Here is a 26,532-nt window from a genome sequence, read left to right as displayed (position 1 = left end):
CATGAACAGCGCCGATCGGCGGGGGAGCCGTCGGGCCGGTCCGCCGGGCAGCGCCCGACGCGCCTGGCGCAGGGCGCTTTTCAGCCGACCAGCCGGGCGATCAATCGGCCGGTGGCGTCAGGCAAGGCGTACGGGTCCTGTGGACTCACGCTCGATCAACGCCGGCTGTGACACCCACTCCCGTGCCTCCGTGCGCACCTTGATCCGCTCCAGCGCCAGGCCGGCCGCGACGCGGCCCATGGCGGTGCCGTACTGGGCGACGGTGGTGAGCGAGAAGCGCGGGTGCGAGGCGAACTGGGTGTCGTCGTAGCCCACGACGGAGACGTCATCGGGCACGCGTAGCCCACGCTCCGACAGCGCCCGCAGGCTCCCGAAGGCCCCCTGGTCGGACCCGACGAACAGCGCGGTCGGCGGATCTCCCCGGTCGAGCAGCGCCGCCGTGGCCCGGTAGGTCTCGGCCTCGCTGCCGCCGCACGTCACCACCGACAGGGACGCGTCGAGCCCCAGCCGTTGCATCGCTTCGCGGTAGCCGGCCTCGCGCACGGCATGCGGGCTCAGCGTGCCGGGCCCGGAGACGTTGTGCGAGAGGTGAGTGATCCGCCGGTGACCCAGCGCCGCCAGGTGCTCGACGGCCAGGGCCGCGCCCGCTCGGTCGTCGTTGACGACGCGGTCGTAATGGTCGCTCGCGTCGTGCCTGGCCACCACCACCGTCGGCAGCCGCTGGGCGAAGGAGTCGAGCCAGGAGGCGCGCACCTTCGGCGAGACGACGATGACCGCTTCCACCTCGCGGTCCCACAGCGACTCCATGCCGGGGTTGCGCTCGCTGGTCTCGTGGTCGAAGGGCGAGACGAGCATCCGGTAGGGGCCGGTGTCGAGCTCATCGTAGACGCCGTCGAGGATGTCGGCGAAGAACTGGCCACGCAGCAAGGGGACGGCCACCCCGATGGTGCGGGTGGCGGTGCGCATGGCGCGGGCGGCCTCCCGGGGGCGGTAACCGAGCTCGGCGATGGCCCGCTCGACGCGTTCGCGCATGCGCGGGCTCACGCCGTAGGCGTCGCGCAGGACTTTCGACACGGCAGCCCGTGACACTCCTGCCGCGGCGGCGACGTCGGAGATCGTGGGGCGCGAGGAACTCATGGCAGCAACATAGCGGTCCGGAACTTCCCTCTTGAAAAATGTAGATCGATCCACAATAGTCGCTTCACACAACGCGGACCGGCGGCGTGCGGGCCGTGGAACCCCCTACACGAGGTATCGACGCAGATGACACAGACGACGGCCAGGCGTGCCTGGAGGACGGCCGCGCTCGGCGGCATGGCCTCCTACATGGACGCGGCCACCATCGTGGGGACCGGCACCGCGCTGGTTCTGTACAAGCAGCAGCTCGGGCTGAGCCCGTGGATGATCGGCACGGCGTCGTCCGTCCTGACGCTGGGCCTGGCCCTTGGAGCCGTGTTCGGCGGACGGCTCGGGGACCTGCTGGGCAGGCGCAGGGTGTTCACGTACGACCTGGTCGTCTTCGTCGCCGGTCTCCTGCTGCTCGCCTTCGCCGTCCAGCCGTGGATGATCTTCGTCGGTGTGGCCGTCACCGGTCTGGCGATGGGCGCCGACATTCCGACCTCCTTGGCGCTGGTGGCCGAGGAGGCGCCGGAAGGCCGGCGTGCCAGGCTTGTCGCCTTCTCGCAGGTGCTCTGGAGTTGTGGCGGATTCGCTGCCTACCTCATCGCGTTCCTGGTCTCGGGGAGCGGAACGATCGGCGCGCGGATCATCTACCTGCACGTGATCGTCGTGGCCTTGGTGGTGCTCGTGCTGCGCCGGAGGCTGGGGGAGTCGGAGGAGTGGGTACGCGAGCGCGACCGGCAGCAGGCCGGCCCGGCCGAGGGCGTGCGCGGCGACTCCTGGCGCGTGCTGACGTCCAGGCCGCTCCTCGGTGCCGTCGTCGGGCTCGGCCTCTTCTACGCCGTCGGCAACCTGGTCGCCAACACGTTCGGCCAGTTCCAGACGTTCCTGTTCACCGAAGTGGCCGGGGCGCAGGTGTCGACGGCCACCCTCGTGGGGATGCTGGCCTATCCGCTCGGATTCCTCACCATCCTGCTCTTCATGAAGTACGTGGACGGGCCCGCCCGGATGCTGCTCTACACGATCGGTGTCGCGATCATGGCGATCGGAGCGGCGATCCCGCTGGTCGTGGGGCTGAACACGGTGACGCTGATCATCCTGAAGTTCGCCATCACGATCGGCGCGAGCTTCGCCGGCGAGGTCATCTTCAAGGTGTGGTCGCAGGAGTTCTTCCCCACCCTGATCAGAGGCACCGCGCAAGGCGTCGCCATAGCCTTCACCCGCTTCGTGGCGGCGGGCTTCGCGCTGGTCACCCCGGCGATCGCCGACGCCAGCCCCCAGGCGCTGATGGTGGTGCTGCTCGCCGCCGTGCTCATCGCCGCTTTGATCGCCTGGACGTGGATCTTCCCGTTGCGCCGCCGCATGCAGGCCACCGCCGACCCTGTGGCGGTCCGGTGAGCGTCGACCTGCGGCTGCACGGCATGCCGGCGCCGCGACCGCGTCTGTCCTGGCGGACCACGGAGCCGTTCGACGCCTATCGCATCGAGCTCACCCTCGCCGGCGGGCAGCCCGTCGTCCACACGGCGGAGGGCGCCGAACAGCTCGGAGTGCGATGGCCGTTCGCCCCACTGGACTCCCGCGCCACCGGAACGCTGCGCGTCAGCGTCGGCAGCCGAGGCCGCTGGGGCGCCTGGAGCCGGCCGCTGGCCTTCGAGACGCCGCTCTTCGGCGCCGGGGACTGGAGCGCGCGCTTCGTCTCGCCGCGGACCCTCGGCGGGGTGCTCACCGCCGCACCGCTGCTGAGCCGTACCGTGCAGCTGCCCGCGGCGGTGACCCGCGCCCGCCTGCACGTCACCGCGCTCGGGCTGCACGTGACGCGGATCAACGGCGAGCGCGTCACCGACGAGGAACTGGCCCCCGGCTGGACCAGTTACGGCCGGCGGCTGCGTTACCGCACCCACGACGTGACCGCCCTGCTCAGGCCGGGCGAGAACGAGGTCACCGCGCTGCTCGGCAACGGCTGGTACCGCGGCAGGCTCTACTGGCGCGGCGAGCGAGCCCTGTACGGCGACCGGCTCGCGCTGCTGGCGCAACTGGAGATCGAGTGCGCCGACGGAAGCACGCACCTGGTGGTGACCGACGAGAGCTGGCAGGCGCACACCACGGGCGTCCTCGCCGACGACCTCTACGACGGACAGACCACCGACCTGCGGATCGGGCGCGGAGCGGGCGAACCGGTGGAGGTGCTCGACGAGCCGCTCGACCAGCTCTTTCCCGGCGACTCTCCGCCCGTCCGGCCGGTCGCCGCAGTGCCGGGCGACATGCGGTACGCGGCCCCGTCGGGGGAGCTGCTGGTGGACTTCGGGGAGAACCTGGTGGGCTGGGTACGGCTGCGCGTGCGCGGGCGTGCCGGGCAGGAGGTCGTCGTCCGGCACGCCGAAGTGCTGGAGGACGGTGAACTGGGCATCCGCCCTCTGCGCAGTGCCCAAGCCACCGACCGCTATGTGCTGGCCGGTGGGCGGACCGAGGTGCTGGAGCCGTCGCTGACCTTCCACGGCTTCAGGTACGCGGGGCTGCGTGGCGTGGCTCCTGAGGAGATCGAGTCGGTCGAAGCGGTCGTTCTCAGCTCCGACCTGCGCCCCACAGGGCATTTCCGCTGTTCGGACCCCGATGTGCAACAGCTCCACGACAACGTGGTGCGCAGCATGCGCGGCAACTTCCTCGACGTGCCGACCGACTGCCCCCAGCGGGACGAGCGGCTCGGCTGGACGGGCGACATCCAGGTCTTCGCCCCCGCGGCCGCCTTCCTGGCCGACTGCTCGTCCTTCCTGTCCTCGTGGTTGCGGGATCTGGCGGCGGAGCAGTTCGAGGACGGCTGCGTGCCGTTCGTGGTGCCGAACATCCACCACAACATCCTTCCCGCCGCCGCCGCGTGGGGAGATGCGGCCACGATCGTGCCGTGGACCCTCTACGAGCGTTACGGCGACGCCGAGGTGCTGCGCGAGCAGTATCCGAGCATGCGGGCGTGGGTGGAACGGCTGAACGCCTTCGCGGGGGAGGACGGCCTGTGGGCCGGCCGGTTCCAGTTCGGCGACTGGCTGGACCCGGCCGCCCCGCCGGACGCGCCCGGCGACTCCCGTACGGACAAGGACCTGGTCGCCACCGCGCACTACATCCGCAGCACCGACCTGCTGGCCAGGACCGCCGCCGTGCTCGGCCTGAGCGAGGACGCGCGACGCTACCGGGACCTGGCGGCGGAGGTGAGGCGGGCGTTCGCCTCCGCCTACGTCACAGAGCGCGGGCTGATGGTCAGCGACACTCCCACGGCCTATGCGATGGCCCTTCAGTGGGACCTGCTGCCGACGCCGGAGCAGCGGGAAGCGGCCGGATCGAGGCTGGCCGACCTGGTGCGGGCCAACGGCTTCCGGGTGGCGACCGGATTCGTCGGCACGCCGCTGATCACGGACGCGCTCACCGAGGCGGGATACCCGCACCTGGCGTTCCGGCTGCTCCTGGAGCGCTCCTGCCCGTCGTGGCTCTACCCGGTGACGATGGGGGCGACGACGATCTGGGAACGCTGGGACAGCATGCTGCCCGACGGCTCGATCAACCCCGGCCAGATGACCTCGTTCAACCACTATGCGCTGGGCGCGGTCGCCGACTGGCTGCACCGGCGGGTGGCCGGCCTCGCGCCCGCCGCCCCCGGCTACCGGCGGATCGAGGTCCGTCCGCTGCCGGGATATGGGCTGACCTGGGCAGAGGCCGACCTGGAGACTCCGTACGGCGAGGCGGGCGTGGCGTGGCGGATCAGCGACGGCACCCTCGTCCTCGAAGCGCGGGTCCCGCCGGGGACCGAGGCGATCGTGCACCTGCCGGGGCGGGAACCGTTCCTGACCGGACCTGGTGATCATCAGTGGAAGGCCGAGCTGCCGCCGCCGGCGTCGCCGGAAGTGATCGCGGACGCCGTCGACGACGCTCGGTTGTGGGAGCGCCTGACACCGGTGATGACCGCCCATGGCGTGATCGGCGATCCGGCGGCCCTGGCTGCTCGCGGGTTGCGCCTGCCGCTGTCCGAGCTGGCCTCCGTGGTCGCCCCACGTGCCACCCCGGAACAGGTCGCGCGGCTGCGGTCGGCCCTGGACGAGCAACTGCGGGGTTGAGCGCGGAAACGGGCGACGAGTAGCCGTCCTCGCCGCCCGCGGCCCCTGTGAAAGGTCTCGGACCTGAGGTACGGTCACGGGGATCTGGTGAGTTTGCACCAGCTCGGGCCTGGAACGGGGGCGAGCGACTGTCTTCCCCCCTGCTGCGGGCCGGACCCCGCGAAGGCCCGCAGCACCGCGCCGGCCGCCTTCACACCGGACCGGCGCTTTCCGCGCACCACCTTCCTGAGGAAGGACCTGCCATGACTCTTCCGCCTGTCTCACCCGATGGGGGCTACTACGGCGGCTACGGCACGCGGGAACCGGACGGTCCTACCGAGGCGCAGCAGCCCTGGCGGTGGCTGGGCCGGCTGGGCCGTCGGCTGAGATCGGAACGCCGCACCGGGGGAGCGGACGAGGCAAGCGAGGTGCCGACTCCTCTTCTCAACCCTTCTGATCCGGCCGGACGGGATACGCTCCCGCCTTCGCGGCGGCGATAGCGGCCGCGGCGGCCTGTTCGGCGACGGTCTCGTCGATGGGTTCATGGCTGACGAGCATCCGGTAGTAGAACGGCGCGCCGACCGATCGGATCACCTGGACCGGGTCGGTGTCGGGCGGGAGGTCACCGCGTTCGATCGCGTGCCGCACCGACTCGGCGGCCATGTCGTTGCGGGTCCGGAAAAAGTCGTGCAACGCCTGCGCCGCCCTCGGGTCCAGCGCTGCCGCCGTGATCAGTCCGAGCATCGCCGGGCGCCAGACCGGGTCGCTGTAGAAGCGGTGGATGCCCACCGCGAGCCCGCGCAGGTCCACCTCGATCGACCCGGTGTCCAGGAGCGGCACCTCGGAGCTGGTCAGGTCGGTGATGAGCTCGACCAGCAGGCCCACCGGGTCGCGCCATCGCCGGTACACCGTGCTCTTGGCGACGCCCGCGAGCTCGGCCACGCGTTCCATGCTCAGCTCCGCGTACCCATGGGCCTCCAGCTCGGCACGGGTGGCGGCCAGGACGGCGGCGCGCACCCGTTCGGTACGCCCGCGCGGTCGCATCGTCCCCGGTGCCGGGCGGTCCTCGGACAAGACATGGCTCCTCTGCTCGCGTGACTGCCATCCTGCCTGGAGGCCAGTTTAACGCAACCCCAGTCCCCTTTAAACGCCGAAATGGGCAACTAAGAAAACCGGGGTTGTATTAGCGAGGCGGCACGGCTACGTTGAGGAGCAATTAACGAGATCCCAGTTTTATTTGTCGCGACTCTCGTAAGGAGGGCACCCATCGTGTCCGAGACCGCCATCCGCAGGTACGCCGGCCTGTCCGGCCTGGCCGCCAGCCTCCTGATCATCATCCAGGTCCCGCTGTACTTCATCTACGAGACCCCGCCCGACTGGGACGTCCTGACCCGCAGCCTGCTCGGCATCACCGGCTGCACCGTCTACATCGTCTACTTCGTCGGGCTCCGCCAGCTCATCCGCCACGTCGACCCGGCCTACGACTGGGTCGCCGGCATCGTCCAGAACGCCGGCCTGCTGTGGGTGGCCATGGTGTTCGTCCCGCAGTCCATGGAGGTGGGCGCGGCGATCACGGTGGACCACGACATCGACACCACCATGGAGGGGCCCTTCGCCGGCGCCCAGTACCTCATGCAGGGCGCCGTCTCCAGGCTCCTCATGGGCCTCTTCCTGATCGCCCTGGGGATCGCGGTGTCCCGGCTCGGTCTGCTCCCGCGCTGGGTGGCACACTCCGCCTACGTTCTCGCTGCGGTCAACCTCGCCTTCCTGCCCGCCGTGTACTTCGGCGACGACGCCGCCGACTTCTACAGCGCGCAAGGCTGGGGCACCACCGCCAGCATGGGCGCCCTCTGGAGTCTGTGGACCCTCGCCGTCAGCGTCAGCCTGCTCCGCGGCGCTCGCCGTACCGCCCCCGCGGCCCCCGGCACCGGAACGGCCGCGGTCGTGGCACCTGCGCAATAGGCCGGAAACGCATGCGCCGAGCAGCGGCGCGCAAGGCTGCGCCGCCGCTCCAAGAAACCGGAGACCTTTCATGCCGTACGCCATGCGGCGCGACCCCGTCGAAGTGATCGGGTCTCCGGTCTCCTGAGCCAGGACTCTCCCGTCTCACCCACATTGAGGAATCCCATGAGAAACGTCCTTCGGACGCCCATGACCGTGCTCGCCTGCCTGGTCACCGCGCTCGCCGCAGCCCCACCGGCGACGGCCGCGGGCCGCCGGGCCGGTGATGATCCGGGGGTGGTCCGCACCGAGACGGGCCTCGTCCGCGGCACGTTACGCGACGAATACCGGCTCTTCCAGGGCATCCCGTACGCGGCGCCGCCCGTGGGGGCGCTGAGATGGGGATCGCCGCGACCCGCCGCCGGGTGGAGGGGGGTGCGCGCCGCGACCCGTCCCGGCCCCGCGTGCGCCCAGGTCATGGACTTCATCGGCGACAAGCCGAGCACCGCCGAGGACTGCCTGTATCTCAACGTCACCACGCCGAGGCGCACCACCGGGAAGCTGCCCGTCATGGTGTGGATCCACGGCGGCGGCTTCCTGGGCGGCTCCGGAGCGATCTACGGCGCCGAACGGCTGGCCGCCAAGGGCGACGTCATGGTGGTGACCTTCAACTACCGTCTCAACGCGCTCGGATTCCTGGCGCACCCCGCGCTGAACGGCGGCCCGGCCCGGCACGGGTCCGGCAACTTCGGGATCGAGGACCAGCAGGCGGTGCTGCGCTGGGTGCGGGCGAACGCGGCGGCGTTCGGCGGCGATCCGCACAACGTCACGCTCTTCGGAGAGTCCGCCGGCGGGATGTCGAGCTGCGTCCACCTGACCGCCCCGGGGTCGCGGGGGCTGTTCCAGCGCGTCATCATGCAGAGCGGGCCGTGCACCCTGCGCTGGCCGTGGGCCCCGAGCACGGCCGGACCGGACGCGGAGACCTGGCGTCCCAAGCCGCGGGCGCAGGCGGAGAGGCAGGCCATCGAGATCGCCACCGCGGCCGGCTGCGCCGACCTTCGCACGGCGGCTGCCTGCCTGCGTTCCAAGCCCGTGTCCGTCCTGCTGAAGGCCGTCGGTCCGCGCGGGCTCGCGCCGGCCTACGGCGCCGGAGTGCTTCCCCGGGATCCGGTACGCCAGCTCAGGTCCGGCGAGTTCGCGAAGGTGCCGGTCATGCACGGCATCACCCGGGATGAGCACGTCACCTTCCAGGTCGGCTTCGACGTCGAGGCGGGCGGCCCGATCGCCCCCAAGGACTACCCCGCGGTGCTCGGCACGTTCCTGGGCCTGGACGACAAGCAGACCGCGAAGGTGATCCGCCGCTACCCACTGAGCGACTACAAGGGCTCGACGAGCTGGGCGATGGCCGGCACGCTCACCGACTGGGCCTGGGCCTGCCCCGCGGTCGAGATGAACGACCTGCTGGGCCGGTACGTGCCCACCTTCGCCTACGAATTCTCCGACCGGACGGCGCCGTGGTTCAAGGACGCTGCCCCACAGAGCTACCCGACAGGCGCCTACCACGCGGGGGAACTCCAGTACCTGTTCTCGCGCGCGTACGCCGGCCATGACCTGTCACCGGAGCAGCGGCGGCTCTCCGACGAGATGATCGGCTACTGGACCCGCTTCGCCCACTCCGGCGACCCCAACGGCGACGGGGCGACCGGCTGGCCGCCCTACGACGCGCCCGGAGGCCAGGTGCTGTCGCTCGCCACCGGCCAGAACGGGATCGGCGAGGTGAACCTCGCCCGCGAGCACCGCTGCGACTTCTGGAAACCCCTGACCTGATCCGAGATATCGGGTCGGCCGAGCGGGCGGCAGGCTGACCGGAACGGCGAAGACGAGCGCCCCCAGCGAGCGCTTCACCGCCACGGCACGGAGCGCACAACCGACTGGTGCCGGCAACGCCTCGTCGTGTATCCATGCGCGCCGAGGCCGGACGTGAGCCGCACGACCGCGCCCCGTGCGACCTCGTCGGTGAGCTGTCCACGCTCAGCACCGAGTTCCGCCGCCAGTGGGCCGTCCACGACGGACGGTGTACGGCCTCACCGTCTACACCGCCGAACCGGGCAGCACCTCCGAAGGGCGGCTCAAGCTCCTGGCCAAGTAGTCCGTCGTCCGGTCCTGCACGGCTACAGCCTGGCGGCCACCCCGCGGGCACACCCCACCAGCCAGCCGCGTTGAAGCGCGCCGACCTGCCCGCAGCGCAGCGACGGCGTGCCGGCGGGTTTGCTCGGCCCTGCGTTCGCTGATCATTTATCGGGCGAGGCCGTCGACGTGGTGTCGGGGCCGAACGGGCGTGTCGGCTCGATGAGGTGCTGAATCCAGTCGGCCCCGCGCAGAGGCCAGGGCTTTCAAGGGCATCAGCATGCCTGATCTTGCGCGCCGGGCGCACGGCCGAGCAGTCGCAGGATGTCGTCGGACAGAAGTTCGTCCGGGCCCTTGAGCGCGTTCGCGAGTTTCGTGTCGGTGCAGAAGATCATCTCTGCGGCGATGTTGTCCTGCACGATCCGGGCGACGTTGTCCAGGGCGACGGGGATCGGCTTGGAGGGGATCTCGGCCGTGGATAGGTCGATCAGGTGGGTGTCGGCCTGTGCCGGGTCCATGAACTTCTTGATGATGACGGAGTTCTGGTTCCGGGAGGATGTGGTCCAGATCGTGAAGACGACGACGTACAGGCCTTTCCAGGCGTCATCGCCGAGCTGTCGGCGCCAGCGGGTCATGATGTCCGCGACGCCTTCGATCTGCACTTTGCATGCCCAGTGCATGTTGGTGCGGATGTTCGGGTACACGCTGCCCGAGTAGTCCTCGAAGGACTTCATGTCGAAGGAGCGGCTTCGTGCGGTGTCGGCGATGAATTCGCGTGATCTGTCGAGGATGTTTGCGCACGACTGCTGAAGGCCAGGTGGGAGTCTCGCCTCGTCGAGTTGCCGCCGGGCCGTGGCTATCGTGGCGGAGGCGTCCTTGAGTGGCTCGACCCAGCCGTCCCCCGGCCCCTTGAACGCGACCATGTCCAGGTCGTGCGGATCGATTCTGGCGTTCTGGAAAGCTGGGACCTGCTTGGGCAGGTATGGGGCGATGACTGTGAAGATGCCCAGCGGGAGGTGGGCGATCGACTTCGCCAGCTCGAAGATCTCGTCGACCGGGTGCAGCGACTCCAGTGCCTGCCCGTTCGAGACGAGGCTGTACAGACCACCCCGATGGTCGTTCTGGACGACGATGACCGGGCTCAGGTGGTTGACGAGGTCGGCTTTCAGCGCGGCGTAGTTCCGCCGCGTGTCGGCGTTGACCGCACGGATCGCGTCGCGTGCCGGTCGTTGTCCGGCCGCGTGCGACGGGGATGTGCCGGTACGTGCGGCGGGGAGTACGTTGCCGCCGAGCAGCGTCGTGGCGCCGGCAGCGGTGGCGGTGCCGAGGAATGTTCTGCGTGTGACCACTGTCTGACCTGCCTCTCGAAAGCCGCAGCGCCGACGAGATCGTCCGCCGACCCCAGGCCCTTCGCCGCACCGTCACTCCCACTCCGGCCCAAGCTGCCCTGGGCCGGAAGGTTGACTTAATGTTTGTGTATGGTAACGGTAAGTAGTGGGCCTGCGGATTCTCAGGTTCGGGGCAAGCGACCGCGTCGTAGGCAGGAGAGGGCATGTCAATCCTCAAGGGCGTTCCGCCGTTCGTGTCCACCTCACGCGGGCCTCGGTTCGCCGGGATGGCGATCGGCGGCCTTGCGCTGCTCGTCGCCATGCTCGTCCCGGTCGCGACCGGCGCACGCGCCGCGATCGGGTTGACCAAGTGCACCGGTTCCCAGACGGTGACCTACACCCCCGGCCTCACCGATCAGCCCCGGGAGGTCACGGTCAGCGGGACGGCCCCCTTGATCGAGTGCGTCTCCAGCAGTGATCCCACCATTTCCCAGGCCACGTCGACCTTCTCCGCCACAGGGACGTTCTCCTGCACCTCTGGCACGAGGGCGGGCAGCCGGAGGATCACGTGGAACAACGGCAACACCAGCACGCTGTCCTCCACTTCCGCCGTCTCACTCAACGGCGCGGAAAGCCTCGTTCTGATCAAGGGTGTGGTGGTCGACGGCGAGTTCAAGGGAGCGCGGTGGACCGGCACGTTCCCCATGTTCAGCACGAAGCCTCAGGCCTGTCTCACCGAGCAAGGGCTTGCCGGCGTCTCCGGCCTGCTCACCCTGAGCATCGGTTCACTGTGAACCGGCCCGACTTCGATGGACGCCTTGCTGTCGGCCGCTGTCCCGGCGTTCCTCTGCCCTGCCCTCCACTATGGCGCGGTGTCTCGGAGGTCGCGCTCGACGTTGTGACGCAGTGGATGTCGCCGCCGCGCCGTTGGCCGCGTTGTGCCGGGTGACACACCTTTCCCGGCCGGCGATGGAGCTCGCGGCCGGGGACCACTTCGCCGCCACGTGCGCCCTGAGCGCAACCCCGGCCTCAGTGAAGCTGTTCGCAACCGAGCCGCGTGACGACACCGTCCTAATGCGTCGCGCCGAGGAGGGCGCCGAGAACCGGGCCCTTCCGGACTACGGGTGTCCCGGCATGTCGGTCAGCTGCCAGACCGGGGTGCCCGAGCACGGCACCAGTTCGAGGACGGCTCCCGTGGCGGTGCTCCGGTCCTTGACGGCGACGCATCTGGAGTTGCTGAGGGACACGATCTGCTGCCCGTCCCCCGACGGACGCAGCTCGAACTGGTAGTCGGTGAGCAAGGGCGCGCACGAGCCGCGGGTCAGGGTGTCCTGGATCCCCGCCCTCGGGATCCCCACCTTGAGGCACTTGTCTCCGGACGGGTCGGAGATCTGGTAGGTCTTCGTCGCCACGCGGCGGAACAGCAGCCGCTGGTCGGTCCCGCACGCCGCCTGGACGACCTGTGTGCCGGAGAAGGACAGGCACTTCTCGGAGTGGCTGGCGACGGCGGTCGAGGTGAAGTCCCGTTCCGTCAGCCCGGACCGCAGCTGGAGATAGGCGGGCTTCTTGGCCAGCTTCTCGTCCAGAGGGTGGGCCGCTCCCCAGCCGGGAACCCCGGACGGCACCCACGAGTACTTGTCGGTGAGGCTCCACATGGTCAGGGACACGCAGCGGGCGACGGCGAGGCACGCCTCGGCGGCCCGGCGGTAGACCTCGCCCTGGGCGGCCAGCTTGTCCGCGTCCACCGGCAGCTTGAGCCGGACGTCCAGCTCGGTGACGGCCACGTCGACGCCCAGCTCGGCGAACAACTTCAGAGTGCTCTTGAGCTGCGTCAGCGGCAGCGTGGCGGGCATCGGGTCGGCGATCATGGCGTGGGTCTGGAAGCCGACGCCGTCGATCGGCACGCCCTGGGCCCGCAGGTCGTGTACGAGGTTGTAGAGGCCGTCCCGCTTGCGGTTGCTCCACTCGGCGTTGAAGTCGTTGATGTAGAGCTTGGCCGCGGGGTCGGCGGCGTGGGCCCAGCGGAAGGCGTCGGCGATGTAGCCGGGGCCCAGGCGCTTGAGCCAGATGGATTGCCTGAGGGTGCCGTCCTCGGCGAGGACTTCGTTGACGACGTCCCACACGGCGACCCGGCCGGCGTAACGCTTGACGGTGGTCTCGATGTGCTGTTGGAGCGCGGCGCGCAGTTGCTGGTCACTGAGTGAGCCGTCGCTGACCCACGTGGGGAGACCGCCGTGCCAGACGAGGGTGTGACCGCGGACCATCTGCTTGTTCTCCTGGGCGAAGGAGACGACGGCGTCCGCCTTGGCCCAGGTGTGCACGCCGGATTCGGGCTCCACGTTCACCCATTTCATGGCGTTCTCGGGGGTCACGCTGTTGAACTCGTACTTGAGCTTGTCGCGGTAGCCGTTGTCGGTCTCCAGGGCGCGGTCGTTGACGGCCGTCCCGATGCGCAGGTTTCGCGCCGCCGCCACGGTACGCAGGGTCTCCTCGGCGGCGGCGGCGGCGGCGGAGGAGGCGGGGATGACGGCCGTCGCCGCGACGCCGAGCAGAACGGCGCCCATGCCGGCGAGGGACAAAAGGGAAAGTTTCATCTCTTCTTTCGTAATCGGATCACGAGCCGGGAGCTCGTTGTGTGTGGCAGGAGGCCGGGCGCCGGAACAGGGAGAACACGCCGGCCCAGCAAGCGGGTCCGAAGACGGCCCCGGCACCGCCCACAGCCAGAAGAACGGGGCAGAACGAGGGATGGGTGACCGGGGCGTCCACCGGCTTGTGCCTGCCCGTGTTCGAGGCGCTGTAGATGTCGACGCCCGGAGCGGCGATCGTGATGTACGAGCGCACCCGGGAGAAGCCCGCCCGCCTCCCCGTCCGGCCCGCCGGTTGCTCCGGGACGGGCGGCCGGGGACGACGCGACGTTGTCGGCGTCGGTGGCCAGGGAGCCCGTCGATTCTCCGTTGCCGGAGCCGGCGAGCAGGAGTGCGCGCTTACCTACGGCATGGTCCACCGCGGCGGCTTCCTCCTCGTACGGCGCGAAGTCGGCCCATGCGTCGGTGCCGAGCGACATCGAGATCATCTTAGCGCCCCTGCCGGCCGCGGACCGGATGCCCTTGGCCACCGCCTGCTGCGACTTCTTGATCTCGGGATCGATCTTTCCGTTCTCGGCCCACTTGTCGGCCAGGGCGACCTCGTCGTCGTGGAGGGGCCGCCTGATCGATTGGCGCCGGCGGCCGGGGGGCGACGGCCGCGACGTGTCGCTCAGCGGCTCGTCGGGTTCTCGGCGAGCAGTGGTTCGAGGGCGCCGAGGGCCGCGCCGACGCAGATGTCGCGTAGCTGATCGCGCGTGCAGGTCTCGCGGGTGAGCCAGTCGACACACAGGACCTGGACGAAGACCAGCCAGCTCTTCAGAACCCCGGAGACGGCCTCGCGAACGTCGTCGCCCGCGAGCGGAAGGACCGCCAGCAGCCTCGCCCGGAGTGCGTCCAGCTCGTTCGACATGATCGTCTGGATCACCGGATCGCCCGCGAGGACCCGGTTCGCGGCGAGGACGGCGTTGCGGTTGGCCACGAAGTAGTCGAGATGGACGTCCATGCCCTGCGCGAGCTGCTCCCGCAGTGAGTGGGCGGGGTCGAGCCGCGTCTCGGCGAGCAACTGGTCCGCGGCCTGCTGGTACACGGCGGCGAAGAGGGCCTGCTTGCTCGGGAAGTGCCGGTAGAGCAGAGCTCGTGACACGCCGGCCTGCTCGGCGACCTCTTCCATCAGCACGTCGGCGTAGGGGTGAGCGGCGAAGAGCCGGGCGCCGACGGCGAGGAGCTGGGCGTGGCGCCCGTCAGGGGTGAGTCGCTGGCGTGGAGGCATGGACCAAGCCTAGTTGACACACGTCTACTAGCGCGGGCACCGTAGTAGACACATGTCAACTAAGGCGGGAGAAATCATGGTCAAGGCGCTCCGTACGCTCGCTCGGCTGATGGGGTGGGCCTGCGTGCTGATCGGCCTGCTCCACGTGGCGCTCGGCAACGCGGCGATCCCCGGCGCCGCTTCCGCGGGGCCGACGATCGACAGCTGGGGCCGGTTCATGGGGGCCGCCTTCGTCGGCTACGGGCTGGCATGGGTGTGGGCGGCGCGGCAGCGCCCGATCCCGGCGACGGTGGTGCGGTGGCTGGCCGCCGTCTTCCTGCTGGGCGGCGTGGGCCGGCTGCTCTCGCTCGCCGTGTCCGGCCGGCCGCACGGGTTCCAGCTCGTGCTGGCGGTCATCGAACTCGTTCTGCCGCCGGTCTTCTTCTGGCTTGCCGACAAGGACGAGCGCGCCTACTCGGCCTGAGCGGCACGGCGGAGGCGCTCGCGGGCGCCACTTCACCGTGCCGGGCGCCACCCGCGGGAAGTCCGGTACTCCTTCCAGGTCGTGGAGCGCCGGGATCGCGCGGGGCTGATCACCACTGCCGCCACGGCCGTTCTCGTACCTGCTCTGTCTCGCCTTGGTCGCGAGCGCCGCGACCGGCGGGCTCAGCTCCAGGTCGCCCGCTTGAGAATCGTGCCGAGCCGGCTGTCGCTCCACTGGTCGAAGATGAGGATCTTCGACTTGGGCAGGTGCCAGATCCGCTCCTGATAGGAGACGCCGGTCCGCTTGGCCGACTGCGTCGTGCAGCCGACGCGCCAGACGCGGTAGGTGGCCTGGTGTCCCGCACCGACCGGGCGGAGACCGCGGGCGACGAGCTTGCCGGGGAAGTCCTCCACGTAGCGCTTGTCGGGTGCGCAGGCCGCGAGCCCGTTGCCCGGGTGGTACGGCTCCTCGGGGTCGTAGGGGTTGCCGTGGCGGGCCAGGGAGATGCCCTCCGGCCCGACGAGGTAGAACCCACGGCACTCGACGGCGAGCCGGTCGCAGCCGCCGGTCATGACGTGGACGCCCCACCTGTCTGCTTTCCCGACTTTCCAGGTACTGGGGATCTGGAGCGTCATGCCGCGGAAGGTCAGCGGCTTGGTCGCCGCGCTCTGCGCGGGTGCGCCGGTGAACAGGAGGGAGGCGGTCACAACCAGGGTCGTCAACATGATCCCGAGGCTAGGGAAGCCCACTTGTGGCTCGGCTGCAACGCTCTTGTAGCGCGCTCGAACGGGCTGCCGGGCGAGCTCTCGGTGGACGACCGGCCCGACGACGCTCCGCCGGAACGCCCATGCGGCCCGCCAGCTAATTTGACTTCCATCTAAGCAGTGGCGCATGATGACTCCTGCTTAGATGAACTTCTATCCAAAGGGGTGCGTGATGCGCGCTCTGTTCAGCCGACGCCGCCCGTCCATCGAGCGGACCGGCTTCACCGTCGACAAGGCCACCTCGCGGGTGTGCGACCTCGACTGCCGCGCCGATGCCGCCATCGAGCGCGCCCGCCTCTACGCCACGTTCCCGTCCTTCCGCTAACCTCCCTCTCGCCACCTGGAGAAACAGTCATGAGCGACAGTTGCTGCGGCACCACCACGATCGCGATCGAGCAGCTCACGGCCCCTCGGCAGGCCACCTCAGGGCGGCGGGACGACCTGCCCGTGGTCGTGATCGGCGCGGGCCCCGTCGGCCTGGCCGCCGCCGCGCACCTGGCCGAACGCGGCATCGACTTCCTGGTCCTGGAGGCCGGCGAGCGAATCGCCGCGTCGATCGCGCAGTGGGGGCACGTGCGGGTGTTCAGCCCGTGGAAGTACGACATCGACGCCGCCGCCCGCCGCCTGCTGGAGGCCGACGGCTGGAGCGCCCCCGACCCCGAATGGCTGCCGACCGGCGCCGAGATCATCGCCGACTACCTCGCCCCGCTGGCCGAGCTGTTCGGTGACCGGGTGCGTACCGACGCCCGAGTGACCGCCGTCAGCCGCCTCGGCTACGACCGGGTGCGCACGGCAGGCCGCGAGCAGGCCCCCTTCCTGATCCGCCTGGCCGACGGCGGCGAGTTGCAGGCAGGCGCGATCATCGACGCCTCCGGCACCTGGACCACCCCGAACGCGCTGGGCGCCTCCGGCCTGCCCGCCCATGGCGAGAACGAGGTGTCCATCGACCACGCCCTGCCTGACGTCCTCGGCACCGACCGCCACCGCTACGAGGGCCGGCACGTTCTGGTCGTCGGCGCCGGCCACTCGTCCGCCACCACACTGCTCGCCCTGGCCCAACTGGACGACACCCCGATCACCTGGGCCATCCGCGCAGGCAACGCTGGCCGCGCCTACGGGGGCGGCGACGCCGACGCCCTCCCGGCCCGCGGCGCGCTCGGCACCCGCCTGCACGCCCTCGTCACCTCCGGTCGCATCCAGCTCCTGACCGGCTTCTTCACCCACCAGGTACGCGCCACCGGCGACGGTGTCGAAGTGACCAGCCGCACCCCCTCCGGCGCCGAGCGGACGATCATCGTGGACCGGATCGTCAGCGCGACCGGCTACCGCCCCGACCACTCCATCGCCGCCGAACTACGCCTCGACCTCGACCCCGTCCTCGGCTCCACCCGCGCCCTGGCCCCGCTCATCGACCCCAACCGGCACTCCTGCGGCACCGTCCCCCCGCACGGCGTGGACGAGCTGGCCCACCCCGAGCCCGGCTACTACGCCATCGGCGTCAAGAGCTACGGCCGCGCCCCCACCTTCCTGCTCGCCACCGGATACGAGCAGGCTCGATCGGTCGTCGCCGCGCTGGCCGGCGACTGGGAGGCCGCCCGCGACGTGCAGCTCGACCTGCCCGAGACCGGGGTGTGCTCCTCCGGCCCGGCCGAGGATCAGGAGCAGCGGGTCGGCCTGGCCGGCGGCATCAGCGGCGGCCTGCTCTCCGCCCCGCTGCCCCTGGCCACCGTCTCCACCGGGTCCTGCTGCGGCTGACACGTCCGAAGCCCCTGGAAAGGACGGTCCGAGGAACACCCCACGGCGGCCCATCGAGAGGCGCTCCGCCTCATCTGCGATCACGGCCCGCTGGACCCGCCCCGACCCGGCGAGCGCCTGCTCGCCGGCCTCGGGCGGACGAGCGCGGTGGTCGTGGCGTTCGCGGCGTTCGCCTACCACCGCCTATAATTTAGACCGGCATCGAATTAAGGAGTCGCGTCATGGCAGCCCCCGCCACCACCCAGTGCTGTGCGCCGATCGCCCGCGAGCCGCTCGGCGAGGCCGACGCCGCCGAACTGGCCACCCTGCTCAAGGCCGTGGCCGACCCGGTGCGGCTGCGCCTGCTGTCGATGATCGGCTCCCACGCCGGTGGCGAGGCGTGCGTGTGCGACCTGACCGGCGTCTTCGACCTGACCGCCCCCACCATCTCCCACCACCTGAAGGTGCTGCGCACCGCCGGGCTCATCGACGGCGAACGCCGCGGCACCTGGGTCTATTACCGGATCATCCCCGAGGTGGTGAACAAGCTGGGCGCGTTGTTCGCACCGCTCGCCACGCCCGCCAAGGCGCAGAACGGCCCGGTGGACGTGGAACTCCTCACCGTATGACCGACGCGGCACGCCTGGCCGAGGTCGTGGTCATCGGCGCCGGGCAGGCCGGATTGGCGGCCGGCTACTACTTGCGGCGGGCGGGCGTCGACTTCGTCATCCTGGACGCCGGGCAGGCCCCGGGTGGTGCCTGGCAGCATGCCTGGCCGTCCCTGCGGCTGTTCTCGCCCGCGCAGTACAGCTCCCTGCCCGGCCGGATGATGCCGATCCCGGCCGACGGCGGCTACCCGGACGCCGCCCACGTCGTCGCCTACCTCACCGACTACGAGCAGCGTTACCGGCTGCCGATCGTCCGCCCGGCCGCCGTGCGGGCCGTGCGGCGCGCCGGCCCGAACCTGGCCGTGGACAGCAGCGCCGGCACCTGGCACGCCCGGATCGTGGTCAGCGCCACGGGCACCTGGTGGCGCCCCTACGTCCCGCACTACCCCGGCATCGGTGACTTCCGCGGCGAGCAACTGCACACCGCCGGCTACCGCGGCCCCGAGCCCTTCCACGACCGCCGGGTGCTGGTCGTGGGCGGCGGCAACTCCGCCGCGCAGATCCTCGCCGAGCTCTCCCGGGTCGCCCCGACCACCTGGGCGACACTGCGCCCGCCCCGGCTGCTGCCCGACGAGATCGACGGCCGCGCCCTGTTCGACCTGGCCACCCGCCGCCACCGGGCCGCCCTGACCGGACAGAACGCCGAGAGCATCGCCGACCTGGGCGACATCGTCGCCGTCGCGCCCGTACGCGAGGCCCGAGACCGAGGCGCGCTCAAGGCCGAGCCCATGTTCTCCCGCATCACCCCCGACGGGGTGGCATGGGCCGACGGCAGCACGGCGGCGTACGACGTGATCGTGTGGTGCACCGGCTTCCGTCCCGCCCTGGCCCACCTGGCCCCGCTACGGCTGCGCGGCCCCGGCGGCGCGATCCCCACCGACGGCACCCGCGCCCTGGCCGAACCGCGCCTGCACCTGCTCGGCTACGGCGACTGGACCGGCCCCGCCTCGGCCACCCTCATCGGCGCCGGCCGCACCGCCCGGCAACTGGCCGCGGAGATCACCGCCCAGCTCTAGTGCCGTGGCCCGGCTTCGCCGTCCTGGCTCTTCACCTGGTGCCCTGCTTCCTCAAGGACGGTGATGGCCTGCTGTTTCCTCGGCTCGGGAACCAGAACCAGGTCGGCATGGAAAGTCGAGGCCACGAATACCGGGATCGCCGCCTCCGCCAGCGGCTTGACGATCGCGGACAGCATTCCGGGAATGTCCAGGCCGTGTGCTGTGGCACCTCCGTAGAAGCCGATCCACTGCTCCGCCGCGTCCGCACCTCTGGCCTCACGGACCACGGTCAGCCCTTCCGGAGCGCGGACGAGCACCAGCCAATCGTCCTCGGGCACCCCGTCTTGCGGCAGCTGCTCGACGGCGAATGCGGGAGACATGATGCTGAGATGCTGAGCGGTGGATGCGTCCATGGGCATGTGTCTACCAGGCACCCATCTGGTCGCACGCTCCGCCCGCCTGTACGGCGTGCCGCTCCGGGCCGGCGCGATGGCGTCCGACAACCGCCGCTACGCCACCGTAGGACCGCCGTCCGCCCGGACCTCGGCCTGATCAGGCCCATGGCCTAACCGGTGACGTCGAGTTCGGCGTACATGCCGGCCGCGTAGTGGCCCGGGAAGTTGCACAGCAGCTCGTATCGGCCCGGCCGCAGTGTCAACGTGGTCCAGCTCGTGGATCCGGGAGCTATGCCGTTCCCGGCGCCCGCCCCACACGTACGAGACGCCTCGCCGAGGCTGCCCGCCTCGCTGACGCGCCCGTCCGAACCGGTCGCCCGCTGCCCCGGCGCGTGCCCCGCCGGGAGCGGCAGCACGACGACCTCGTGGGCGAGGGTCCCCTCGTTGTACGCACGCAGCGAAACCTTGCCGGCGGGGACGCTTGAAGGCGTGGCCGTCAGTCTCATCCGCGTGCCGTGCGGCCCTGAGCCGTACGGGCCTTGAGTGCCGGGCATCATGCCACCCGGACCGGGAGTTCCGTACGGTCCGGGATCATGGGGGCCAGGGCTCATCATGCCTGACGCCATGTCGGCAAGGGCCACGTCCACCACACGCCCTTCAAGTGGTGGCGCAGTGCACGCAGGTTGCTGATGTGGCGGGACCGCTGTTCCTCCCAAGCCGATGGCCGCGTACATGACGGCGCTCATCGCTGCGTAACTCATCCTGGGCAGCCACATGCTCGGCACCTCCGTCGCTCCGCCTCCGCTCGAGGCCGGCCGTCCTGAGGTTCTGGGTGAGGACGCCTCACCCAGACCCCCTGCCCGAACGGAGCCAGGGCATGCCACGCCCACCTCCACCTCGCGACCCACCGGATGCGAGAGGTGGGATCGGATCGATGGCGGCGGACTACCTCGTCACCGCTGACGGGCACCGCAGTGGGGTGCGTACGGCGCTAGGCGTCGATCGGCACGGTCCCCGGCAGCCTCGGGCACAACGTCAGCATCATTTTCGACGCCGACCTCGGCGATCTGGCCGACCCCCGCGATGCCCACCCTGCACATCCTGTTCAACGACCAGGGCAGTGGCCTGTTCACCACCATCGACCACGCCATTGACCGACACCTGTACAGCGTCACCTACGACCCGGCCATCGGGGCCTCACCCGAGGACTTCACCACCGAGCGTTGTACCGAACTGATCCGCCTGATCACCGCACTGCCGGACCTCGAACCGCGGATCAAGGCGGTGGCGCCGTGGGAGATGGCGGCCATGGTGGCGGATCGTTTCGGGTGGGGCGGGTGCTGCTGGCCGAGGATGCGGCGAAAGTCACCCCACCCAGTGGCGGGATGGGCGGCAACACCGCGATCGGTGACGCCTACGACCTGGCCTGGAAGCTCGACTCGACGGCCAGGCCGGGACTGCTGGACAGCTATGACGGCGAGGAAGGCGGTGTCGGGGCCTTGGCCGCGGATGGGATCCGGCTTCTTGCGCTGCTCGAGCACGAGGATCTTGAGCGGCCGGCCCCGGCGGGCCTGGCTGAGGAGCTCCAGGGTTTCGGGCGTCTCCCAAGCGGTCGGGTGCCGCCGGACGCGTCGGCCCGCAAGGCGGTGCATATGACGGACAGTTCCGGAGCGCGCACCTAACGCATGTCAAGGTGCTGAGGGTATTGCCGAAGCGTCCTGTTATAGCCCCCTTGGGCGCTCTTGTTGTGCCCTCGCCTTGACGTTTGGATCACCTAGGAGTGCTCTTCCGTGCCGCCGCCTGTTCTGCCAGGAGAAGGAGCCGCGACCTTGACCATGCTGACCTACACCCTCATCACGGACCCGGCACCCTTGGCGGCGTCCGAGGCCGGGCGGCAGTCCAAGTCCACGGGGACGGTGTACCTGCTCGTCACGAACACCGGGCAGACGGCGTACGCAACGATCAAGGTGACGGTTCCCGTCGGCACCGGCGCCGGCCACCTCACCGACGACTTCACCACGATCACGCCCAAAGGCGAGCACACCGACGTCAAGGCCGGCCGCACCCGTGCGGTGACCGTCCAGGGGCAGAGCTTCGCCTTCCAGGTCAGCGATCAGGGCAGCGCGATCACCTTCGGTCCCGGTGACCACATGGTGGTGACGCTGGAGGACGTCGCTGTCGCTCCCCAAGCCGGGCTGGCTGTGCTGCGGGTGACCGAGGCCGCCGGCAGAAGCAAGAGTGGGGGACTGCGCAACAGTGACACGGCGGTGGCGGTGGTGAAGACCGCGCCGAAGGAGATACCGGCGCCGCACGGCTTCCGCGCGGACAACGTCGTGGTGGACGCCGGAACAACGGTCACGCTGAACTGGGAGGGATCCGACGACTTCACGTACGAGATCTTGTTCCCGGGTGGCCGGAAGCCCGTTCCCAAGGTCGAGCACCCCGGGTCGCACGGCCCGTACTCCTTGGTGCTGGACGCCGCCGACGCCCCGAAGCGCGACACCACCTACACCCTCGTCGCCGGCTTCGGCACCCGGCGGCACACCGTCACCACGACCGTTCAGGTGCGCGATCCCATCCTGGGAACCCTCACTGCCGTCGATGGCGTCACCACCCCGCGGTTGGAGGGATCGACCAAGGGCGACGGAAGCATCACCCTCCTCCCAGGCGGGGTGAAAGTCTGGAGCACAGGCAGTTCCGACGCCCCGGGCACCGTGTTCGCCGACAAGGCCGACCTCAACGGCGTCAACACCACATGGGTGCAGGGCAGAAGCACTGACGACGGATGGATCGCCTTCTCCAGGTTCGGTCTGCAGGTGTACACGGGCGGGACGGGCACCGCCACCCCTGGCTCCGTGTACGCCGACTCGATACGCGCGAAGGACGCCCCCTATGGGCAGGGTGGCGGGTGGATCAACCTCCACGACGAAGGGATGACCGTCTACCTGTCGAAGGACGGGAGCAACGGACTGGGGAGCGTGACGGCCCGCGACTTCAACCGCTGACCTCGACTCCTTGCGATCGCCTCCCAGGCCACCGCCCGCCTGCCGGTCGATGGCCTGTCTCGTTCGCGGTGGATCGACAGGGGCGGGGTTCAGTCGTGGAAGCGGCCCTCACGCGTGTACGTGCACGAAAGGCAGTTGGGGTCGGAGCCCCAGGTGTCGTCCTGGATGATCCTGCGGTAGCGGTTGATGATGCCCTTTTCGACGTGCTGCTCCTGCCCCGGGTACACCAAGGTGTCACTTTGCTCCGCCCACTTGCTGAGGACGTTGTTGAAGTAGAAGAGCCGATGGTGGGCGGCGATCTGGGGCGGGTTGCCGGCCGAAAGACAATTGATGAGCCAGCTGTCGGCGTTCACGTACTTGCCGCCGTAGCTGGAGGAGTAGGAGTCCCTGGGCGGCATGCCGGGGTGGCCCACGTCACGCCAGTGGTACCAGGGGTAGTAGGTCTTGTTGCAGTTGACCGCGCCGGACATGGTCGGGACCGCGGGGGTGGCGAGGCCGTCGACCTCCACCAGTTCCTTGGTGACCGTCCGGCGCTGCAGCTCAGCCGGCAGGGGCTTGGTGCCATGGGCCTCCACCAGCCGCTGCGGGACCGCGACCGAGGCCGGGGTGATCTTCAGGTACGTCTCGAGGAAGCTGTCGCCACTGTCGCGGGCGAACAGACGGGCGCGGCCGATGAAGGCGGTCTGGACGAGGCCCACGTCGCCGGACGGCCGGCTGTCGTTGAACTCCACGGTCAGCCCGTTGCCGTAGCGGAGCAGCGCGAGCTTGACCTCGGCGTCCGCCTCTTCGGCGATCGGCGCCGCCCTCAGTTCTTCCGCTGTGGGCTCGCTCATGGCCTGCGTCGAGGCGGTGGCCGGAGCGTTGAGCAGGAGAACGCCGGCGCTCGCCGCGAGCAGGGCTGGAATGACTCTCACGATCTTCTCCTCGTCGTTCGGGACTGAGAACGACGGTAGGAACGGAGCTTTCAGTTGCCTTAAAGTCCAGCCCGGCAGATACTTCTCGCTGTGACGGCGACCGAGCCTCTGCTGCCACGAGGGCAACTCACCGCCCTATTCGATCAGATCCCGCGACACCGGCTCACCGTGGTGACCGCGGGCCCGGGCGGCGGTAAGACCTCGGCCGTACGCGGCTGGACGCGGGCCCGGCCTGATCATCCGGTGGCATGGCTGACCTGGGCTGACGACGCCACCCTGATCGAAGAGAGTTGCCAGGCCCTGGGCGCGCCGGCCGGGTGGATCCGCTCCGCCGGACTCGCCACCGAGCTGGCCGCCGCCGTCTCCCGGCCGACCGTCCTCGTCATCGACGAGGTGGAGCGGATCGAGCCGGGCACCCCTGGGGCGCGCCTGCTCGAAGAGTTCTGTCACCACGGCGGCGACGACCTTCACCTGGTGTTGATCTCACGCTCCGCCGTGCCCTTCCCGATCCAGCGACTGCGCGGCCTGGGCCATGTCTTCCAGGTGTCGGCGGAACAGCTGGCCTTCACCCCTGCCGAGACCCGCTCACTCTCCTCGATCGTTCTGGGGTCGGACGACCTGGCGGAGGAGGTTCACGAGCTCACCAAGGGGTGGCCGGTCGCCGTACGGCTGACGCTGAGCTGGCTGAGCGGCCTGCCCTTGTCGGACCGTGCCAGACGGATCGCTGCCACGCCGCTGTTCGACTATCTGGTCGAGGAGGTGGTGAAGGACGAGCACGAGGAATTCCTCCGCGCGACCGCTCGGCTGCCGTGGTTCACCGACGAGCTGTGCCAGGCGATGGGGGTCGACATCTCCCGCGAGGAGCTCCGCGCTCTGGCCGCTCAGCACATCCTGATCACGCCCTGCGATCAGGGTTATGTGGTGTCGACCTTGGTCCGGGAGTTCATGGGTGAGGTCGGCCGGGTGCCGGCGGCGGCCCATTGGTATGAGTCGCATGGGTTCGTCCGGGAGGCGCTGGCGGTTTGCGACGAGCCCGGCCATCGGGTGGCGATGATCGAACGGTGGCATGCATCGCTGCTGGCCGAGGGGCACGCGGCTGAGCTCGTCCGGGCTTGCGTCGCCGTACCGGAGAAGGCGCGGACGTGTGCCGTGGACATGGCCGAGGGACAGGCACGCCAGGTTCAGGGCGACTGGGCCGGCGCGCTGGAGTGCCTGCGCCGTGTCGATGCCACTGACCCCGCGGTGGCCTGGCGGATGGGGATGATCTACTACCAGCGGGGGGACTACAAGGCGGCGTTGTCGACGTTCGAGCCGGCCGGCGGCTTCGACGGCTCGGCGTTTCCGCTGCCCTCCTCAAGCTCCTCGGACCGGGCGATGTTGCTCGCCTGGTCCGCCAGCGCTCGCTGGCTGGTCGGCGAAAGCGCGGAGGCGACCCAGCTGGCCGAACAAGCCCTGGCGATGGCCACCCTCTGCCAGGACGAACGCGCTGCCGCCTGCGCCCACACCGCGCTGGCCATGGTCACCCACGACGCCGGCGACGGGGCCGGAAGCGAACGGCACAGCGCCCTCGCCCTCGCCGCCGCGGAGAGCTCTGGAGACCTGTTGTTGTCCGCCCGCGTCCTGGCCAACCGCGCCGCGAGCCGCGCGGAGGAGGCCCGCTACGACGAGGCCATCGCCGACTCCGACCTCTCGGTACGGCGAGCGGACCTGGTCGGGGACCCCGTCCAGACCGCGATCGCCCTGCACAACCGCGCCGATGCGCTCATGGGCCTGGGCAGACTCGACGAAGCCCTGGCCGACTTCCAGCGGGCACGCGACATCTTCAGCCGGGTGGGCAGCGACAAGCTCGGCCACCCGCTGGCGGGGCTCGGCAAGGTCTATCTGGAGCGCGGGGAGCTGATGCATGCCCGAATCAGCTTCGAAAACTCCCTGAAGCATGCCGAACAACTCCAGAACGCCCATCTGACCCAGACAGCCCTGGCCGGACTGGCCTGCGTCCACGCGGTCGACGATCCCGCGCTGGCCGTCCAACTGGCCGAACGCGCGGTCGCGGCAGGCGGCGGCTCCAGCCGGGTGGACGCGCTCCTGGCCGCCGGCTGGGTCTGGGCAGAGACCGGCGACCGGACCAAAGCCGGCGCCTACGCCCGATCCGCCCACGAGGCGGCCGTCAGCCGCCGCGACCGGGCCAAGATGGCGGAAGCCCTGGAACTGTCGGCCTTCACCGTGGCCGAATCCCCTGGCGGGCGAGCGGACCTGCTGGCGTCCGCAGCGGAGATCTGGGCACAGATCGGCAGCCCGGTGAACATCGCGCGTAACGCGTTCGCCCGGGCGCGGCTCAACGGCTCCGGCCTCGACGAGGCGGAGCAGGAGCTTCGCCGCGTCGGCCTCCGCGGGCCGCACAGCTCCGGCGCCGGCCTGCTCCGCGCGATCACGCTCCTCGACCATGACGCCGTGCGGTTCTGCATGCTGGGTGGAGTACGGCTCAGCCGCTGCGGCAGCGCTGTCGAATGGCAGTCCCGAAAGGCACGCGACCTGCTGACCTGGCTGGCGTGCCAACGCGGCCGCATTGTCGCCCGGGAAGCGGTGATGGAGATCCTTTGGCCGGGTGAGGAGCCCGCGTCCTGCTCCAACCGGCTTTCGGTCGCTCTGTCCACGGTGCGCTCGGTCCTGGACCCGCAACGGAAGTTCGGGCCCGGGGAGTTCGTCCGCGCCGACAGGTACAGCATCCAGCTGGTCGGACTCCGTACCGATGTCGAGGAGTTCCTCTCCGCTGCCGCCGAGGCGCTCGCCTCCGGAGACGAGGACCTCCTGGTCGCGGCTGAGGCTCGCTACACCGGGGACGTCTGCGAGGACTCTCCTTACGCCGAGTGGCTGGAGCCTCTGCGTGAAGAGGCTCGCGCCGTACACCAGGCCCTGCTTCGCGAACTGGCCTCACTCGCGGAGGAGGCCGACGACCCCGACAGAGCGGTTCGCTACCTGCTCCGCCTGCTCGAACGGGACGCCTACGACGAGGCCGCCCACCTGGGCCTGGTTCGAACGCTGACCGGAGCTCGCCGCCATGGTGAGGCCCGTAGACGCTACCGGCTCTATGCCGAGGCGATGAGGGAACTCGACGTGGAACCGGCCCCGCTCAGCCTCATCTGAG

The 26,532-nt window shown here is 70.1% G+C and carries 21 protein-coding genes and 2 pseudogenes; 14 read left to right on the top strand and 9 right to left on the bottom strand.

Features of this window, described 5'->3' with window-relative positions:
• Positions 1-117: 117 nt before the first annotated feature.
• Positions 118-1,137: a LacI family DNA-binding transcriptional regulator gene (locus AB0J97_RS30780; protein WP_357701470.1), complete on the bottom strand. Its 1,020-nt coding sequence runs from the start codon at positions 1,135-1,137 to the stop codon at positions 118-120.
• A gap of 126 nt (positions 1,138-1,263) precedes the next feature.
• On the opposite strand from AB0J97_RS30780, the gene AB0J97_RS30775 reads away from it, so the two are divergent.
• Both AB0J97_RS30775 and AB0J97_RS30770 read left to right on the top strand, forming a co-directional pair.
• Positions 1,264-2,517 carry an MFS transporter gene (locus AB0J97_RS30775; protein ID WP_357701472.1) on the top strand — a complete coding sequence of 418 codons (1,254 nt, stop codon included), beginning with the start codon at positions 1,264-1,266 and terminating at the stop codon, positions 2,515-2,517.
• On the top strand, positions 2,514-5,219 hold the full coding sequence (locus tag AB0J97_RS30770) for a family 78 glycoside hydrolase catalytic domain (RefSeq protein ID WP_364094938.1): 2,706 nt from the start codon (positions 2,514-2,516) through the stop codon (positions 5,217-5,219). The genes AB0J97_RS30775 and AB0J97_RS30770 overlap by 4 nt, the downstream gene beginning before the upstream one ends.
• 423 nt (positions 5,220-5,642) lie before the next feature.
• On the opposite strand, the gene AB0J97_RS30765 is transcribed toward AB0J97_RS30770, so the two are convergent.
• On the bottom strand, positions 5,643-6,272 hold the full coding sequence (locus tag AB0J97_RS30765) for a TetR/AcrR family transcriptional regulator (RefSeq protein ID WP_357701476.1): 630 nt from the start codon (positions 6,270-6,272) through the stop codon (positions 5,643-5,645).
• A gap of 195 nt (positions 6,273-6,467) precedes the next feature.
• Between AB0J97_RS30765 and AB0J97_RS30760 the strand changes: the two genes are divergently transcribed.
• The 3 genes and pseudogenes from AB0J97_RS30760 to AB0J97_RS30750 all read left to right on the top strand — a co-directional run.
• The gene (locus AB0J97_RS30760; RefSeq protein ID WP_364094935.1) at positions 6,468-7,160 is read left to right on the top strand and encodes a hypothetical protein; all 693 of its coding nucleotides are present in this window, start codon (positions 6,468-6,470) and stop codon (positions 7,158-7,160) included.
• A 165-nt stretch (positions 7,161-7,325) separates the two neighbouring features.
• Positions 7,326-8,966 (top strand): carboxylesterase family protein, encoded by a 1,641-nt coding sequence (locus tag AB0J97_RS30755; RefSeq protein ID WP_364094932.1) that lies wholly within the window; start codon positions 7,326-7,328, stop codon positions 8,964-8,966.
• A gap of 134 nt (positions 8,967-9,100) precedes the next feature.
• A pseudogene (locus tag AB0J97_RS30750) lies at positions 9,101-9,160 on the top strand (hypothetical protein); the annotation flags it as partial.
• A 381-nt stretch (positions 9,161-9,541) separates the two neighbouring features.
• Here the strand turns inward: AB0J97_RS30750 and AB0J97_RS30745 are convergent.
• On the bottom strand, positions 9,542-10,615 hold the full coding sequence (locus AB0J97_RS30745) for a twin-arginine translocation signal domain-containing protein (RefSeq protein ID WP_364094929.1): 1,074 nt from the start codon (positions 10,613-10,615) through the stop codon (positions 9,542-9,544).
• 266 nt (positions 10,616-10,881) lie between these two features.
• Between AB0J97_RS30745 and AB0J97_RS30740 the strand changes: the two genes are divergently transcribed.
• Positions 10,882-11,388, top strand: a complete 507-nt coding sequence (locus tag AB0J97_RS30740) for a hypothetical protein (RefSeq protein ID WP_364094926.1) — start codon at positions 10,882-10,884, stop codon at positions 11,386-11,388.
• 324 nt (positions 11,389-11,712) lie between these two features.
• On the opposite strand, the gene AB0J97_RS30735 is transcribed toward AB0J97_RS30740, so the two are convergent.
• Positions 11,713-13,188 (bottom strand): endo-1,4-beta-xylanase, encoded by a 1,476-nt coding sequence (locus tag AB0J97_RS30735; RefSeq protein WP_364094922.1) that lies wholly within the window; start codon positions 13,186-13,188, stop codon positions 11,713-11,715.
• 661 nt (positions 13,189-13,849) lie between these two features.
• Entirely contained in the window at positions 13,850-14,449 is a 600-nt protein-coding gene (locus AB0J97_RS30730; RefSeq protein WP_357701494.1) for a helix-turn-helix domain-containing protein, read from the bottom strand.
• A 76-nt stretch (positions 14,450-14,525) separates the two neighbouring features.
• Between AB0J97_RS30730 and AB0J97_RS30725 the strand changes: the two genes are divergently transcribed.
• The gene (locus AB0J97_RS30725; RefSeq protein ID WP_364094918.1) at positions 14,526-14,912 is read left to right on the top strand and encodes a DUF4345 domain-containing protein; all 387 of its coding nucleotides are present in this window, start codon (positions 14,526-14,528) and stop codon (positions 14,910-14,912) included.
• A 182-nt stretch (positions 14,913-15,094) separates the two neighbouring features.
• On the opposite strand, the gene AB0J97_RS30720 is transcribed toward AB0J97_RS30725, so the two are convergent.
• Entirely contained in the window at positions 15,095-15,637 is a 543-nt protein-coding gene (locus AB0J97_RS30720) for a hypothetical protein (RefSeq protein ID WP_364094915.1), read from the bottom strand.
• A 211-nt stretch (positions 15,638-15,848) separates the two neighbouring features.
• Here AB0J97_RS30720 and AB0J97_RS30715 point away from each other — a divergent pair, with 211 nt between their 5' ends.
• The 4 genes from AB0J97_RS30715 to AB0J97_RS30700 all read left to right on the top strand — a co-directional run bounded on the left by AB0J97_RS30715 (position 15,849) and on the right by AB0J97_RS30700 (position 19,094).
• Positions 15,849-16,001, top strand: coding sequence for a hypothetical protein (locus tag AB0J97_RS30715; protein WP_364094912.1), 153 nt, complete (start codon positions 15,849-15,851; stop codon positions 15,999-16,001).
• A gap of 29 nt (positions 16,002-16,030) precedes the next feature.
• The gene (locus tag AB0J97_RS30710) at positions 16,031-17,431 is read left to right on the top strand and encodes an FAD-dependent oxidoreductase (protein WP_364094909.1); all 1,401 of its coding nucleotides are present in this window, start codon (positions 16,031-16,033) and stop codon (positions 17,429-17,431) included.
• Positions 17,432-17,652: 221 nt separating this feature from the next.
• Positions 17,653-18,039, top strand: a complete 387-nt coding sequence (locus AB0J97_RS30705) for a metalloregulator ArsR/SmtB family transcription factor (RefSeq protein ID WP_364094906.1) — start codon at positions 17,653-17,655, stop codon at positions 18,037-18,039.
• Positions 18,036-19,094, top strand: a complete 1,059-nt coding sequence (locus AB0J97_RS30700; protein ID WP_364094902.1) for an ArsO family NAD(P)H-dependent flavin-containing monooxygenase — start codon at positions 18,036-18,038, stop codon at positions 19,092-19,094. Before AB0J97_RS30705 ends, AB0J97_RS30700 begins: the two co-directional genes overlap by 4 nt.
• On the opposite strand, the gene AB0J97_RS30695 is transcribed toward AB0J97_RS30700, so the two are convergent.
• Both AB0J97_RS30695 and AB0J97_RS30690 read right to left on the bottom strand, forming a co-directional pair.
• Entirely contained in the window at positions 19,091-19,486 is a 396-nt protein-coding gene (locus AB0J97_RS30695) for an ACT domain-containing protein (protein WP_364094896.1), read from the bottom strand. The genes AB0J97_RS30700 and AB0J97_RS30695 overlap by 4 nt on opposite strands.
• Before the next feature lie 152 nt (positions 19,487-19,638).
• Positions 19,639-19,974 carry a sulfocyanin-like copper-binding protein gene (locus tag AB0J97_RS30690; protein ID WP_357701506.1) on the bottom strand — a complete coding sequence of 112 codons (336 nt, stop codon included), beginning with the start codon at positions 19,972-19,974 and terminating at the stop codon, positions 19,639-19,641.
• A gap of 577 nt (positions 19,975-20,551) precedes the next feature.
• Here AB0J97_RS30690 and AB0J97_RS30685 point away from each other — a divergent pair.
• Positions 20,552-21,150: pseudogene (locus AB0J97_RS30685) on the top strand (FAD-dependent monooxygenase).
• A 147-nt stretch (positions 21,151-21,297) separates the two neighbouring features.
• On the top strand, positions 21,298-22,473 hold the full coding sequence (locus AB0J97_RS30680; protein ID WP_364094892.1) for a hypothetical protein: 1,176 nt from the start codon (positions 21,298-21,300) through the stop codon (positions 22,471-22,473).
• 89 nt (positions 22,474-22,562) lie between these two features.
• Here AB0J97_RS30680 and AB0J97_RS30675 read toward each other — a convergent pair whose 3' ends face one another.
• Entirely contained in the window at positions 22,563-23,387 is an 825-nt protein-coding gene (locus AB0J97_RS30675) for a hypothetical protein (protein WP_364094889.1), read from the bottom strand.
• A gap of 90 nt (positions 23,388-23,477) precedes the next feature.
• Here AB0J97_RS30675 and AB0J97_RS30670 point away from each other — a divergent pair, with 90 nt between their 5' ends.
• The gene (locus tag AB0J97_RS30670; protein ID WP_364094885.1) at positions 23,478-26,531 is read left to right on the top strand and encodes a tetratricopeptide repeat protein; all 3,054 of its coding nucleotides are present in this window, start codon (positions 23,478-23,480) and stop codon (positions 26,529-26,531) included.
• Position 26,532 lies beyond the last annotated feature (1 nt).

Origin of the sequence: Nonomuraea sp. NPDC049607, assembly GCF_040675375.1 — a bacterium.
In the GTDB taxonomy this organism is placed as follows: domain Bacteria; phylum Actinomycetota; class Actinomycetes; order Streptosporangiales; family Streptosporangiaceae; genus Nonomuraea.
The sequence above is the reverse complement of the archived record's forward strand: the minus strand, read 5'-3'. Positions and strand labels throughout refer to the sequence as shown.